14 protein-coding genes are annotated in these 15,292 nt (G+C 51.1%); 5 read left to right on the forward strand and 9 right to left on the reverse strand.

The window, feature by feature from the left end; all coding sequences use genetic code 11:
* Window positions 1–53: 53 nt before the first annotated feature.
* The 3 genes from P9L94_10135 to P9L94_10145 are packed head-to-tail and all read right to left on the reverse strand — an operon-like array spanning window position 54 to window position 2,475.
* Window positions 54–1,916: a carbamoyltransferase gene (locus tag P9L94_10135; protein MDP8244428.1), complete on the reverse strand. Its 1,863-nt coding sequence runs from the start codon at window positions 1,914–1,916 to the stop codon at window positions 54–56.
* A gap of 1 nt (window position 1,917) precedes the next feature.
* Window positions 1,918–2,067 carry a DUF5989 family protein gene (locus tag P9L94_10140; GenBank protein ID MDP8244429.1) on the reverse strand — a complete coding sequence of 50 codons (150 nt, stop codon included), beginning with the start codon at window positions 2,065–2,067 and terminating at the stop codon, window positions 1,918–1,920.
* A gap of 12 nt (window positions 2,068–2,079) precedes the next feature.
* Window positions 2,080–2,475: an SxtJ family membrane protein gene (locus P9L94_10145; protein ID MDP8244430.1), complete on the reverse strand. Its 396-nt coding sequence runs from the start codon at window positions 2,473–2,475 to the stop codon at window positions 2,080–2,082.
* Between the two features lie 162 nt (window positions 2,476–2,637).
* On the opposite strand from P9L94_10145, the gene P9L94_10150 reads away from it, so the two are divergent.
* On the forward strand, window positions 2,638–3,489 hold the full coding sequence (locus P9L94_10150; GenBank protein MDP8244431.1) for a hypothetical protein: 852 nt from the start codon (window positions 2,638–2,640) through the stop codon (window positions 3,487–3,489).
* Here P9L94_10150 and P9L94_10155 read toward each other — a convergent pair.
* The 5 genes from P9L94_10155 to P9L94_10175 form a co-directional block, all read right to left on the reverse strand.
* Window positions 3,469–4,836 (reverse strand): MFS transporter, encoded by a 1,368-nt coding sequence (locus tag P9L94_10155; protein ID MDP8244432.1) that lies wholly within the window; start codon window positions 4,834–4,836, stop codon window positions 3,469–3,471. The genes P9L94_10150 and P9L94_10155 overlap by 21 nt on opposite strands.
* A gap of 1 nt (window position 4,837) precedes the next feature.
* The gene (locus P9L94_10160; GenBank protein ID MDP8244433.1) at window positions 4,838–6,112 is read right to left on the reverse strand and encodes an aspartate aminotransferase family protein; all 1,275 of its coding nucleotides are present in this window, start codon (window positions 6,110–6,112) and stop codon (window positions 4,838–4,840) included.
* Between the two features lie 47 nt (window positions 6,113–6,159).
* On the reverse strand, window positions 6,160–6,357 hold the full coding sequence (locus tag P9L94_10165) for a hypothetical protein (protein MDP8244434.1): 198 nt from the start codon (window positions 6,355–6,357) through the stop codon (window positions 6,160–6,162).
* A 186-nt stretch (window positions 6,358–6,543) separates the two neighbouring features.
* Window positions 6,544–7,689, reverse strand: coding sequence for a DUF2961 domain-containing protein (locus tag P9L94_10170; protein MDP8244435.1), 1,146 nt, complete (start codon window positions 7,687–7,689; stop codon window positions 6,544–6,546).
* Between the two features lie 65 nt (window positions 7,690–7,754).
* Window positions 7,755–9,347 carry a hypothetical protein gene (locus P9L94_10175; GenBank protein MDP8244436.1) on the reverse strand — a complete coding sequence of 531 codons (1,593 nt, stop codon included), beginning with the start codon at window positions 9,345–9,347 and terminating at the stop codon, window positions 7,755–7,757.
* Between the two features lie 435 nt (window positions 9,348–9,782).
* On the opposite strand from P9L94_10175, the gene P9L94_10180 reads away from it, so the two are divergent.
* From P9L94_10180 to P9L94_10195, 4 genes are all read left to right on the forward strand, one after another.
* Complete coding sequence (locus tag P9L94_10180; protein ID MDP8244437.1) at window positions 9,783–10,358, forward strand: prepilin-type N-terminal cleavage/methylation domain-containing protein; 576 nt, start codon at window positions 9,783–9,785, stop codon at window positions 10,356–10,358.
* 112 nt (window positions 10,359–10,470) lie between these two features.
* Window positions 10,471–11,142, forward strand: coding sequence for a YkgJ family cysteine cluster protein (locus P9L94_10185; protein MDP8244438.1), 672 nt, complete (start codon window positions 10,471–10,473; stop codon window positions 11,140–11,142).
* 92 nt (window positions 11,143–11,234) lie between these two features.
* Window positions 11,235–12,071 (forward strand): ATP-binding protein, encoded by an 837-nt coding sequence (locus P9L94_10190; GenBank protein MDP8244439.1) that lies wholly within the window; start codon window positions 11,235–11,237, stop codon window positions 12,069–12,071.
* The gene (locus P9L94_10195) at window positions 12,071–13,459 is read left to right on the forward strand and encodes a sigma-54 dependent transcriptional regulator (protein MDP8244440.1); all 1,389 of its coding nucleotides are present in this window, start codon (window positions 12,071–12,073) and stop codon (window positions 13,457–13,459) included. The genes P9L94_10190 and P9L94_10195 overlap by 1 nt, the downstream gene beginning before the upstream one ends.
* Window positions 13,460–13,543: 84 nt before the next feature.
* Here the strand turns inward: P9L94_10195 and P9L94_10200 are convergent, their stop codons facing one another.
* Window positions 13,544–14,995 (reverse strand): sugar-binding protein, encoded by a 1,452-nt coding sequence (locus P9L94_10200; GenBank protein MDP8244441.1) that lies wholly within the window; start codon window positions 14,993–14,995, stop codon window positions 13,544–13,546.
* Window positions 14,996–15,292 lie beyond the last annotated feature (297 nt).

Raw genomic sequence — 15,292 nt, forward strand, 5'->3', positions numbered from 1 at the left:
CATCCCTCCCAAAGTGGCATCATAGGAAGGGTATAAAACCTACAAGGCGGATTCTAGTCTAAGACGTATTCTTCGCGCCAATCATCGGCGCCTTCCCATTCGGGCTGGTCGGCTTTGCTCAATACAAAATCGCCTAAAACAAGGTAGTCCATTTCGGTGCGCATAAAGCAGCGGTAGGCGTCTTCGGGCGTGCAGACAATCGGCTCGCCGCGCACATTGAAACTGGTGTTTACGATGAGACCGCATCCCGTTTTTTGTTTGAATGCGTCGATCAATTTCCAATAGCGGGTATTGGTTTCTTTATTGACGCTTTGAATGCGGGCCGAAAAGTCGATGTGAGTAATCGCCGGGATATCCGAACGCTCATAATACAATCGCTCGCGCAACGGCAACGAGTCGTAATCGTCGGGAACGGGCTTACGCCGCGCCTCCTGAACAGGCGCAACTAACAACATATACGGCGAGGGATGAGCGAGGTCAAAATAATCCTGAATATCTTCTTCTAACACCGAGGGAGCGAAGGGACGAAAACTCTCGCGGTATTTAATTTTCAGGTTTAAGCGCTTTTGCATTTCCGGGTTGCGCGGGTCACCAAGGATGCTGCGTCCACCCAAAGCGCGCGGGCCGTATTCCATGCGCCCTTGCAGCCAGCCAACCACCGCGCCCTGGTCGAGCAGTTCAGCGACGGACTGACTCAACGCATCGACGGTTTCATGTTTCGTATAGGGAGCGTCGTATTTGCGCAGCGTCCGTTCAATTTCTTTCTCGCTGTAATCAGGCCCCAGGTAGGCGCCTTGCATGGAATCAGGCGTGATTGGTTTACGGTCTTTTTCTTTCCAAATATGCCAGCCGCAATACGCCGCGCCGAGTGCGCCGCCCGCGTCGCCGGCTGCGGGTTGAATCCAGATATCGTCAAAAATGCCGCGTTGCAACAGTTTTCCATTGGCGACGCAGTTCAATGCAACTCCGCCCGCCATGACAAGGTTCTTCGCGCCGGTTAATTGTTTGGCTGTTTCCGCCAGCCTAAACACGGTCTCTTCGGTCACTTGTTGAATTGCAAGCGCGAGGTCCATGTGTTCCTGCGACAGCTCGGCTTCGGCCTCGCGGCGCGGGACGCCAAACAAGGCTTCCCACTTGTGGTCGACCGTCATGGTCAATCCGGTGGCGTAATTGAAGTAATCCATATTAAGGACAAAGGAGCCGTCTTCGCGCAGATCAAACACTTCGTCGTAGATGCGCTGTTTCCAGGTTTCGACCCGCTCGGCGGCGGGATGCCCATAAGGCGCAAGCCCCATCAACTTATACTCGCCGCTGTTGACGCGAAATCCGCAATAGTAAGTAAACGCCGAATACAACAACCCCAACGAGTGAGGGAAATCAATTTCACGAAGCAGCGTAATCTCCCGCCCTTTGCCATGGCCGATGGTGGTGGTCGCCCATTCGCCCACGCCGTCAACCGTTAAGATGGCGGCGTCCTCAAATGGCGATGGATAAAACGCGCTGGCGGCGTGAGAAAGGTGGTGTTCGGGGAACAACAACCGGGGGTTCGTTAAACCGGCTTTTTGCAGTTCATCACGCAGCATTTTGCGCATGAACACTTTCTCTTTGATCCAAACCGGGATCGCCTGCAAAAAACTGGTCAGCCCTTTGGGCGCAAAGCCGTGGTAAGTTTCAAGCAAGCGCTCAAACTTCAAGTAGGGCTTATCATAAAACGCAACGGCTGAGATATCGTCCGTCGATAGCCCCGCTTCGTCTAACACATACCGCACCGCTTGAGCGGGAAACGCAGGGTCGTGTTTTTTGCGGGTAAAGCGTTCTTCCTGCGCGGCAGCCAAAATTTGACCGTCAACCAGCAACGCGGCGGCGCTGTCGTGATAGAACGCTGAGATTCCAAGAATGGCGTCGTGTTTTGTCATCTTAGAACATTGCGTATATGAACGGCGCAATCGCCGAACCGCTGGTGAACACAATCAAGGCGCCAAAAAGAAAGAGCGTAAGAATAATTGGAATCAACCAGAACTTTTTGCGTTCTTTCATAAATCCAATAAAATCGCGAAACAAATCCATGCTGCGCTCCAATTAGAAGGGACGCTCGACGTCCCGTTTTGAAAACGTGATGTTGCGTTCTTTAAAGGCCGACTCTTTGCCCTGTTTCCAGAGTTTCAAATGCAGGGGGTCCTCGCCCAGACGCGCGCGAATAAACGCGATAGGGACGACTAGGACAAAGAATAAAACCGACAAGATAATTTTTGAAACCACCGTACCCAGAACGAACGATAAACTAAACCAGAACCAAGCAAAGGGCTTAAACGCCCCCGCCCAAGTCATATTGATTAACAACACAATAATCGACGCGGCATAGAGCCCATTGATTTGCCCAAACCAGCCAATCAACAGACAAATCAGACACAAGGCCATGCCCGCGTCTTTGCATTGGCCCAGACTGAGGTCGCTATATCGAATCCAAATGTGCATCGTTAATAATTGCCGCCTTATACGTTTACAAAGTGAAGATATGCCTGCATATTTAATCCATAAAGGCTGTATTTTCCAATGCTTCTAATTTCTCATCATCCAGCGGGCAATATTCTCCCTTTGTAATTAAGATTGCTTTTTGAAACATGGAGTGAATCACACATGAAGTCAGCAATTGTACAAACCCTGTTCGTCGTATCAATTTTATTATTGATTTTCACCATTTTGGGCGATACGACCTCTTTGGGCCGAACCGGGAGAGTCCCAATTCGCAACTGGGAACAATATGACGTTGAGTTGATCCAACAAACGCCGAACCTGGCTGCGCTGGAGCGATATGCCGCCGCCCAGCTCAACGGGACGGACGCGCAAAAAATTCGCCAACTATACGATATCGTCTGCGCCCGGTTCGGCCATAGCGAAGGCGCCCGCTATAACCTGTTCAGCAATTGGATTTTATGGGGACTGGGCTGGTTGGCGGAACCCGCAGGCGCCCGCGGCGACATCCAAGCCATACGCAATGTTGATTCATTGCTGCGTTTGAGCGATCACGGTTTGTGCAGCCAAGTCAATTACATGCTGGTTGCACTAACGCAACGCTTTGGCTACCCAAGCCGCCATGTGGGGTTGAATGGACACGTCACCATGGAGATATTTCACGACGGCGCGTGGCGAATGTACGATCCTGATTTTGAAGTGATGATTGAGGATGAAAACGGAAACGTCCTTGGCGTACACGAATTAGAAACACGCCCCGACCTGGTTGATGAATACTTTACGCCGCACGGCGGCGGCGGCGCGGCGGTTGCGTGTTTCACCACTGCTGTTGATAACACCTTCGTCAGTTACCCGCCGGGCGCGTGGTTTAGTTGGAAAGCGCAAGTGATGACTTTTTTTGAAGCCGCTTGCCAGTGGTTAAAATATTTGGTCCCCTTAGTTGGTATCTTGATATTCACCTTGAGTTGGCGCAGGCCAAACAGGCGCGGACGAAAACTATCCGTTCAACTTCCGTAAATGGTCTTGAGGATTGTTGGCTTTCATCGCAGCCACCGACACCAACACAGGAATAACTAAACTAACATATATAGCGTTGTTATACGAACCGTACCAATCCATCGACAGGCTGAACAAAAACGGGCCGATAGCGCTAGAGAACACCATCGCCGACAAATTAAAACTGCTGATCGCGCCGATATGCTCCCGTCCATAAAATTCAGGCCAAACAACGGTAATCAATGGAGCGAACACGCCGCCGGAAGCGCCCAATCCAACAAACACCAAACACCAACCCGCCCAAGATGAAATGATCGGAATCGCTAGGATTCCCATCCCCATGGTCGCCATCATAAATATCAACGTAACTTTTAATGGAACGTAATCGCAAATCCAGCCGAAAATAAAATTGCAAATAATACTGACGACCGCCATGGGCATGAAGATTGAAAACGCTTGTTCCTCTGCCAGTCCGGCTTCGCGGGCGATAGAGACAATATGAAAGGTGATCGCGGTAATGATGAGCGTGAACGACGCAAGCCCGAGCGTAAACACCCAAAATGAATAGTCGCGCAACGCTTCCATCCGCGTGAATTCTTTAATGACGTTGTGGGATTTGGCTTGGTGATCTTCGTCGCCATCCACGACGGCGCCGTCCATCACCAAACCGCATTCTTCGGGCGTATCGCGAAAAAACAACCAGCCGAACAGCGCCATACCCAACGACATCCCCATCAGAAAAACCCATGCGCCGCGCCATTCAAACGCGATGACAAAATGATTCAGCGCCAATGGCGCGATCGAGAACATAAAGGTGACAACCGTTCCGTGTACGCCGGAGACAAACCCTCGCTTGCGATTGAACCATTTGCCCAACATGGCCCGCGAGGTCATGGTCAACAACCCCTGACCGGAAAAACGCAGCATCGTAAAGCCAATAAAAATTACGGTGAAAGTAGTAACCAGACGTACGGTATCAGAATTCCCGACCGTCAGAAAACCTGCAATGCGGTCGCATTGGCTCAGCAATAACAACGTCAGGCTCAACACCAACGCAGAAGGAACCACCAGGTTGCGCGCGCCCCAATGGTCAAACCAATTGCCGCCCAATGGCAATAGGCAGCTGCTGAGAATGGTCCCGCACATGTACGCAGCGGACAATTGGACGCTGGTCAAATTCAATGCAACCATCAGGTGCTCGGTGAACACGCTGACGCCCATCGTCTGGCCGGGGATGCTCATAACCACGCCGACTGTGCTGGCGGCGACGATCACCCATCCGTAATAAAATGGAAAGCGCTTTGGTGAAAAGGGAAAATCCGGCGCGGCCAATCCACGCGGGGCTTTCGCTTGAGAGGTCGAGTTCATATTAAACAATTGTTTCCTTCAGTGCATCAACAAAGCGAGATAAAAAATCATCGCAAACTGATTCATCATGCGCAATCGAGAGATAGAGTTTGGTTCCCATCGGGTTGAGAAAAACGCCCCGCTTGAACAAATTCAACATGAGGCAACGCCCTTTGGCGGAATCGCCTTTCTTGGTAGAGCGATAATCAAAGACAGGCTCGCCGGAAAAGACGACCTGCGCCAGCGGCCCGTCGCCGATAATTTGGCTGGTCACACCCTGTTCATCCAGAATTTTGCGCATTCCATCCCGCAGATAGTTACCGAGCTGATGCAGGCGCGGGTAGACCCCCTCTTGCGAGAATTGCCCCAAGGTCGCCCGCGCCGCTGCGCAAGAAATGGGGTTGCCGCCGAGAGTTGACGCTGACCACACGTAAGGCATTTGGTTCATGCGCGACTCGCACACCAAGTCCATCACGTCAGCCCGTCCGCCGTACGCGCCGATGGGGTAACTGCCGCCCAGCGCTTTTCCATAGGCGACGAGGTCAGGGACCACGCCGTAATATTCCTGTGCGCCGCCGTACGCCAAACGGAACCCCGTCACAACTTCGTCAAATATCAGAATAATCCCGTGTTCCAGGGTTACGCGCCGCAGTTCTTCGAGAAAGCCCGGCTTGGGCGGCGTACAGCGTTGCAACGGCTCGACGATCACGCCGGCAAGGTCGTCGGCGTTTTCTTCGATGATACGCCGCATGGTTTCGGTATCGTTATACGGCGCAACCAAAATATCTTTCAAGGCCGAGCGCGACGCTCCTGTGCCGGTCGGTTCGGGTTCGGGCCAGTCGGGCGGGTTGTCAGGAAACAAACTGACCACGCCGATTTCCGTCGCGCCGTGGTAGGCGCCTTCAAACTTCAAAATTTTTGAGCGTCCGGTAAATTCACGCGCCAAGCGGCGGCAATACAAGGTCGCTTCGGTCCCAGAAGCCGCAAAGCGAATGCGGTCGCACGCCGGGCTGAGGCGCAACAACTCTTCGGCGAGCAGCAACGCATTCTCGTTCACATACGAAAAATTCGATCCAAGCGGCGCCTGTTTAACCACCGCCTCGACCACCGCCGGGTTGGCGTGTCCAACCAGCGCAGACCCCCACCCCATCGAAAAGTCGATATACTCGCGTCCGTCGGCGTCCCACAGATGACAACCTTGTCCACGCTGGACAACCATCGTCAGTTCAGGCGTCAGGTTAAATTCTCCGTTTGAACCGGCGGGAAAAGCAGCCAATGAGCGTTCAGACCAAGTCATAAAATCCTCACTTGTATGCGTGTTTGATTAAGGCGCGATCTACCGGGTTACCACAGGGTATCTTGAGCGGGTTTTCGTTTCACGGGCAGGCCTGCGTTTGGGTCGGGAAAGTTTCGCTGTTTGCATTTGAGGCAGATCACCATCGCCGTCTCGGGCGCCTCGGCCAAAAACCGCCCGCACTTGCTGCAATAGACCGGCCACAAGGCCAATCCGATGGGTGTTGGTTCAATGATCGGTGCTGACACGGCGCCCTCACAACTCAAACATTCACTCTTACACGAATTATAGCAACGATAACTTATATTGCGAGATGGTTTGTATGGAAGCCCCAAAAACCCATGAGGCTTAATACGCGGCGCGAACAGAGTTATGTCCGCGCCGCTTTTTGAATGACAGATTGGAGCGCCTTTCTAATTGCAGGCGCCCATTTCCTAATTCACTTCTAACTCGTCTTTGCTTGGTAATTTGGGGAACTTGCCATGCGGTTCGGATTGATACCAAAACGCGACCGAGGCGATGTCATCCTGCAGCGGCAAATACCGCCCGCCCGAACGCCACCCCAGCGCCTGCATCGTCACTCGCAGATCATCTTCAAAGCGGACCGGGTCCATCACATGCCAGCGATACAACCCCACCCGCTGTTGAGCGCGATTGAAGCCGTCGGGTTTAATCAATTGGTGAAAGCCAACATAAGGCGTGGTGTAGGTTTCGTACTCGCGCTTGGCTTTATTCTCAAATCCATAGGAACCGAGAAAATAATCTTCCGTCCCGGTGCCGCAGATGGTGGGCCAATCCTTGTCGCCGTCCATGAAGAATTTGATCTCGCCCTCGCCCCACCAACCATTGCTATTGAGGCCCCACGCCATGTACGTACCGACGTATTGCCCCTTGCCTTTGATGTCATCCACGATGGTATACACATCTTTATAGGGCAGCGGATTCACCCGGCGAAACTGCGCATGAAAATAGGCGGCGTCCTCAGGAACCTCCGTCAACGTATAGTCGATTTGGTAATAAACGACCATGGCATTTTCGTCGATGTTTTCGAGTGTGATTTTACATTTTTTACGGAACGGCATCGTCCAATAGCAATTAAACGCGCTGCCGGGATTCACAACAACAGGCAGCGAATTAAGAGGCGCATACTCGCCCCAGCCCATGCCGAAGAAATCTCCCACCGGACATTCAACCGACGGCGTTTCTTCGTCATCCCAATACATACGCAGAATCGAATACCGCCAGTTGCCGGTCGGCGTCAACCATATATGCTGAATGGCGCCGGGGCCTTCGATTTCCGCTATGGTGAAAGTGCTTCCCGATTCGACCCGCACCGAGGGAGAGACCTTCCATCCTTGTCCTAATTCCCGCGAGGCGTGTTTGCCCGTCCCGTCGACGGCGCGTCCACCCATGCCCTTGGCGCCGGTGAAGTTCTCAGGGCTTATCGAACGGGTTTTGGCGTCTGACATGCGGTAGAGGTTGCCCAGGTTCATATCAAGCCCGTTGAAGTCTTGCGCCCAGCCAGCGCCCGCAAACACGACGACAGCCAGTACAATTGTTCCCCAATGTTGAATCTTCATAAGTGTTCCTCCCGTTTCTAAAGTGAATGATGAATGTATATTTTGAAACGAAGCGCCTCTCTCGATTAGTCCTGCGCTTTATGAATCTGTTTGTATCCAATCATTGTACAGACAGTCGTCAATAAAATTAACAACAAAATATGAGAGGCAAACATCAACCAGAAAAGAGAAATTGTCTCGAAATTTGCTGACCCTTTTGTTGAAACGCTGGGCCAAAGGTTAAACACATAGGGCCCGTTCCAGATTGTTAAAATGGTTGCGAAGAAGTCCATATCTCCACTGCCGCCAAGAGACGCGCTGGGGGCGGGATGCAGCAATTTGAAATACCACGGCCCGAATAAAAAGAACGCTGACAATCCATACGATTGCATCAACGCGGGCATGGTGCGCTTATGCAAGGTTGAAATCATCACCGACAGCGCAGAAAGAAACAACACCGTAAATCCCACGGTGATAAATACCAGAACATGCCCCGTCCACACCCGAAAGAGGTTTTCGCTTTTGATGTAGCCGATCCCGTTGGGATACATCATATAAGAGGTAAACCAGATGATGGCCAAAATCATTAATGCAGGCGCGTAAAATGAATAGGCATGGATGAGGCCATGCCCGACCGCCAGTCGCATTTTTCCCCAAAAAATGGAAGATGTTTTGAGTAACGTCGAGCGTAGGTTCTCCCAATTGGCGCGTTCATGCTCTGAAGAAAAGAGCGTCGCGCCCACAATCGGCGTGAACACCAAAATGATTCCATACTCGATACACAACATATATTGTGGAAACAATGCGCTGATTGAAAGCAGTACCGACGACAAAAATAATAAACTGGGCACGTCCCAATCGCGCCGCACCACGGCGTTAAAAAAGCGGTCGCGCTCCGCCACGTAAATGGGGTTGGAATGGTCAGCAATCGGGTCGCCATACTCCCGCGCGCCGAGAAACGTCCACAACTGGGCGTCGAAGCCTTTGAGTGAAATCGGGCGCCACCACTTGGGTTTGGTCTTGTTGATTTCACGCGTCAGGAACTGAGGCGCTTGCGATAGAAACAACAATGCGCCAATCATCGCAACAATAGAAAATATAAGTGGAAGCGCCATGTTTTCCCGCGCCGTACCAAACTGCCCTGCGCTATAGAAAAACAGGCTAAACATGCCCACGATACCATACGAAACAACTAATGCGACGTCAAACCGCCAGAAAAATGAGCCAAATGTAATGCTGACCGCGAGTGCGAATACGGTGAGAATCATTTGAAAGAGCAACACGCTAAATACATCATAAGGGCTGACCCCGCCCATACAAAACGTCACGCTCATCACCGGCGCCATGCCAATGAGAATGACCAGAACGACGATAAACGCGGAACTGATTTTAGATAGGATGTAATCCATCGGATGCGTAGCGGAAGTCAATACTAAATCCAGCGTCCCTGCTTCGCGTTCCTGTGAAATCGCGGACACGCCAATCACGGGCACGAACAACACCAGGCCGATCATGCTCACAAAGCGGTAAATATTAATTAGCTGCGGCGTTAACACCGAGATCGTGTCGAGGTTATATTTGACGCCCGCCATGCTGTTATAGGCAGCAGCGAACGACGCGGAAATTACGATCAATGACAGCCCGAAAATCCAATACGTCTGCGGTTTTCTCAAAGACACTTGCAGCTGATGGTGCAGTAGAGCGCGCGTTCGCCCTCCCCAAAACAAATACCATAAAACATGTTGGTATGGCGCACCCCCGCTTTGCATTAAAAGCCCTCCCTCGCGAGAGGCAAAGACGCCAATCAGAACCAATGCGGGGATCATCAGAAACGGCAAAGAGACGGCAAGATAAATAGTCACGTTATATTGGCCCAATTCTCTAAAAACAAACTCACCTATTCAAACCAAAGCGCAAATGTTGCTGAATAATCCCCTGATGAAATTGTTTGAATCCCTTATCTCATGCGGCGCCCCAAAAATCAAGACAAGTATCAATTTGTAAATATAATACAAAAAACATTCGATTGACTCTATTCAAACCCGAAAATTTATGTTTACCTTTTAGCGTATCTATTATTTGTATTATCAATGCTCTGAATCGGGAGGAATTAAATGAAACGCAAAGGGTTCACACTGATCGAGTTGCTGATTGTAGTCGCCATTATCGGTATACTCGCCGCGATTGCCGTACCCAATTTTCTCAACGCACAAATTCGGGCCAAAGTCGCCAAATGCGAGTCAGAAATGCGCACGTGGTTAGACATCTACCAGATGTACCGGCTGGATACAGGCCAGTTCCCGCCACACGCGCCCGGACACCCATTGTGGCAGAACAAATATATGACCACGCCAGTATCGTATATCGGAACGCCGCCGCTCGACCCATTTCAAGCGACCGATACAAAAGAGGCGAATTTGTTTCAATGGAGCCACGGTTCATACCATGCTGATTATTTCGGCAACGGCGGCGTGTCTCCCAACCGTTTGATCCAGTCTGAATCGTTATTCGCTCATGCAAAACAAGGAAAAATTATCGACCAGACATCCGACAATTTTCATATCGGCACCGTCTACTATATTTGGAGCATGGGGCCGGACTATGAACATGCGCCCAAGTCATTGTTTGACATCTATGAAGCCACAAATGGCTTGACCAGTTACGGCGACATCGTAAAAGTGGGTAGTTAACGAAAATCCCTCCCGTTGAAATCAGCGAGAGGGATTTTTTATTCTTTACTGCGCTGTATTTTACCGCAGGGCGTGTGGTATAACGTCAGTATTGAATTGGGGAGAAGGAGACATGCTTACTGAGATTACGGAACGAGAGTTGTATAATCGTATCCGTCAGCCGTTTCAATCTTTGCGAAGCGACCCCTCCCCTGCGCTTTTTGTTGACGTGTTAAAACGCTGTTATGAAGTCGTCGATTCATTTATCGCCTCTCTCACCAAAATCAGCGTCATTCAAAACATCGCCTGCTGCAAAGGCTGTTCCTACTGCTGCAGCCTCCCTGTTCACGCGCATAGTTACGAGATCATCGCCATTGCAGAGCACATCAAACAAACTTGGAGCAAAGGCGAAATTTCCGCGCTGAAACGGCGCATCAAACATTACATCGAACACTCGGAGTTTGGTCGTCCGTTTAATGAAAACACCGAGCTGGTTTTCTGCCCGCTATTACGTAAAGGCTCATGTTCAATCCATCCCTTGCGTCCAATCAATTGCCAGGCCCATCACTCCTCGGATGTGTCTGACTGTATCAAAGCCATGAACGGCTTGCCTTCGATTATTGATTTTAATTCGCTTGTCAGTGATTTATACAAAATCGAATATGACGCGATCCATTCGCTTTTCACGGAATGGGATTGGGACGTCAGCCAGCAAAATCTCACGTTAGGATTAAAACGCGCGCTTGAGCAAAAGAATTCGACCGAGCGCTACTTGAGCGGCGAGCGCCTGTTTATCGGAAAATAACCGACAACCGATCTCATGTCTTCCGAACCAACGCCCCCTTTTATACGACAAAATTGTGTATAATTCTTGAAACAACTATTTTTAGGGCAACAATGTCAGATACCCAAACACCCAACACAAAGCATTCTGCGCTCAAAGAACAGCTCGAACAAATGAGCGTTGAAGAATTCGAACGCTTGCAACAACTCGCCAACCTGGGAGAACTGGTCGGCGGCTTCGCGCATGAGTTGCGCAATCCGGTTGCGGGAATCCGCGCCGCGCTGCAAACGCTATCGCGGGGCGTAGGGGAAGATAACCCCCAATATGAAATTTATCAGGAAGTTTGCTCGGCGGCGAACCGCCTGGACGGTTTAGTCAGCAGCCTGCTTTCATTCGCGCGCATGGGCAAATCGTCTACTCACCCCATCAACGTCAATGACGCTGTGCGCGAAGCGGTCCGTCTCTTTGAACAAGACCAGAGCAACGCCGGAAAAACCCACATTGAACTCGCAGAGAATTTGCCTTTATTGAACGCTGACATTCGCTTGCTTCAACAGGTTGTTCTCAATTTACTCAATAACGCACAGCAGGCGACAAAAGGGAAATTAGAACTGGCCGTCTCGACCCAATATCAGCCGCCGAACTCGATCTCAGACGTTGGCCCCAACCACGCAATGGCCCTACACCGCTGTCAACACGGCGTCATCCAAGTTCGCATCAGCGACAATGGGCCTGGCGTAAACGAGCCGGATATCGAAGCCGTTTTTAAACCCTTCTTCACCACCAAAGAAAACGGCGCCGGGCTGGGGCTCTCAATTTCACACCGCATCATACAAGAGCACCACGGTTGTTTGTTCTACCGCAATAACCCTGACCAGGGAACAACATTCGTCGCATGTTTGCCGCTGACAGACCCGAGTCTGAAAAACTGCACGGGGAGTTGCGCCTGATGTCTGCCGCTGCAAACGCCAACCTTCTCATTGTCGATGATGAACAATTAATCCGCTGGTCTCTGCAAAACGACCTCTCTCTTGCTGGATACGCCGTGAGAGCGGTCGGCTCCGGCGAAGAGGCGCTGCGCGAAATCGAAACGCAAGAACCGGACTTGATGATTCTGGACAATAAGATGCCCGGCATGAGCGGTCAGGAAGTGTTAGAGATTCTCCAACGCCGGGGCGCGGGCTGCGTCGTCATTATGCTGTCGGCTTTGGATGATCTTGAACACGCAGTCGCCGCCGTACGAGCGGGCGCCATTGATTATGTCGCCAAACCGTTCGACCTGGATGATATTCTGGTGCGCATCGAAAAAGCGCTGCAGCACCGTTCCCTGCAATCCGAAGTTACAAGCCACCGTACGGTGCAAGCACAGCGCGACGGGCTTGAGGACGTGGTCGCGGTTGGGCCAGCCATGCAAGAAGTCATCAACACCCTTTCGCAGATCGCCAGCCACGGCTCCAGCACGGTTTTACTGCGCGGCGAAACCGGCGTTGGAAAAGACCTCATGGCGAAAGCGATTCATCGCTTAAGCCCGCGCAAAGGCAAACCCTTTGTTGAAATTAACTGTCCGTCGTTTCCCAGCCCGTTATTAGAAAGCGAACTGTTTGGCCATGAACGCGGCGCGTATACCGACGCGCGAACCACAAAAAGAGGGTTGTTAGAATTGGCCAACCAAGGCACATTGTTTCTCAATGAAATTGCCGAAATCAATCCAGTCGTGCAAACCAAACTCTTGCAATTTTTAGAGCACAAAGTGTTTCGGCGCATAGGCGGTACGCAGGAACGGACCGTGGACGCGCGCATCGTCACCGCGACCAACCAGCCATTAGAACAAGCGGTAGAAGATGGAACATTTCGCCGGGACTTATACTATCGTCTGAATGTTATCCCGATTCATATTCCTCCCCTGCGAAAACGCCCGGAAGACATCTCGGCGCTCATTGAACATTTTTTAGAACTCTTTCGTAATGAGTTTTCAAAATCCCGGCTGGAGATTGAACCCATTGCTCTGCAACGGCTGCAAAACTATAACTGGCCGGGCAATGTGCGCGAACTCAAAAATGCGCTCGAACGCATGGTGCTCTTGACCAAAGACTCTATCATTCGCGAGAAACATTTGCCCGAAGCGCTCTTGCATCAATCCGCCATCGAAAACGCTAACGCATCCGGGAACTCGCCATTGGTCGAGCAGGAAAAACGGATGATTCTTGAAGCGCTGCATGAAGCGGAATGGAACCAAAGCCTGGCAGCCCGTCAACTGAGAATTTCACGCGACACCCTACGCTATCGGATCAAAAAATACGGCATTAAAACTTCGCTGCCGCCTTCCATTCATCAATAGTATTTGTGAAAGAAACTCACGGACAAAAAAAAGGCGGTCTCAACGAGACCGCCTTTCAATAATGTCATGCGATAATTCTAAGATTTAATACAGTTCCCAAACGTCAACGTCTGAACCTGACAAGAACAACTCGCCATACGATAATTCCGTGTGCGGACGACCGTTCCAAGCCAATTGGGTTTTGCGCCCGCCGTCGTCATCATCATTGACGGCGATGTCAAAGCCCATTGGGTTTTGCATTTCAAACATGGTATCTTTGGGGATGGAATATTCAACGACATAGCCAGTCGCGGTGGTTGTTGTGGCGGCAAACCATTCGCCGTCTTCACCAAAGACCGCGCCGCTGGCTTCTGCGGAACGCACCGCGCCATTGGGAGTCATAACAAATTGGCCTTCCCAAAGGTTGCCAGTTTTTCCTCCGCTGCCATTGTCATCGCTGGCGTCGGTATCCAAAAACATTTCGACGCTATCGTCCGTCCAGGTTTCACCGTCAACGGAACCTGCTGCGGCGGCATCGGTAGAAATCACATCGTCGGTAACATCAACCGCGATATAAAGTTTATCGTTGGTATGAACCACCCAGGCCGACCAATCGTGGTCGCCGGGAAGCCATTCATCAATACCACTATAATTGCCCGTATACGGATTGATCTGAATTTCGGGCGCATCGCCGTATTCACCAGCGCCAATCACGCCGTCAACCGTCGGAGCGGATGTGACGAGCGGAGCGGTATAAGAACGCGGCCCCAGGATCAAGTTTCCATAAGTCGCTTCATGATGTGTAGCGCCAGCCCAGACGTACTGGTTATCCAATGCGTCGCCATCGTCATCATCATTAACGGACAGATCAAAACCGATCACGTCGCCTGGTTGAGGGTTCCCCAACAGGTCTAGTGAAATGCGATACTCATAATTCAACCGACCGCTTCCATCAACTTCACACACGCCATACCAAGGCGCAGAAGGACCAAAACCAGGGTCGCCCGCCTCGGCTTCGCGATAGGCGTTATTGGCGGTTACGACATACTGGCCGCCCGTGCTCCACCCTTCGGGTTTGTCGCCAGCGGTGTCACGAGCATCAAAATTGCTGTTGTCGCCGTCAACAAATACTTCTGTGCTGTCGTCAAGCCAAGTCTCTCCATTTTGCGAACCGGCTGTTGCACTATCATTGAAAATCGAGTCATCGACAACAATGAAACCTACATACAGATAGTCGCTGTCATAGCCAACAAACACCTGCACGTCGATATCAGTATTATCGAGAGGGCCGAACCCACCATTACCGATATTCGCGCCTTCAATGTAATCTTCTAACGTATCATTGAAACGCATAACCCAGTACGAACTGGTGTTTTCAGCGCCTCCAGCATACAGCCACGATTCACTACCAGCCAAATCAATCAGCCCATCAATCACGGGTGGTTCTGGCAACGGCATCGCGACCCGGGTTTTCGTGTCATCCAACGTCGAACGGTCTGCAAATACGACTCCGACGAACAGAAAACAGCACATCAAACTCACAAACAATTTTTTCATTAGCAATCCTCCCAAGTTAAATAGATGCTTCAATCTAGTAGAGTGACCGTCAAGTTTTGTCGGGTAAGTAATCTGCGAGATATTATTCCATGTTTCATCTGTGTCATTGCGAGCGAAGCGAAGCAATCTCGCTTTTCGATGAATGAGATTGCCGCGTCGGCCTGCGGCCTCCTCGCAATTGTCTGTTGAAAATAGGCTATAACTATACTGTTGGAAATGAAGATTTCTGAAGAGCGGGTGGTGGAGCGCAAAGTGCTCCAACCGCCGCTCTTCAGAAGGGCGTCCAGGCGACCGTCT

Origin of the sequence: Candidatus Hinthialibacter antarcticus (assembly GCA_030765645.1) — a bacterium.
In the GTDB taxonomy this organism is placed as follows: domain Bacteria; phylum Hinthialibacterota; class Hinthialibacteria; order Hinthialibacterales; family Hinthialibacteraceae; genus Hinthialibacter; species Hinthialibacter antarcticus.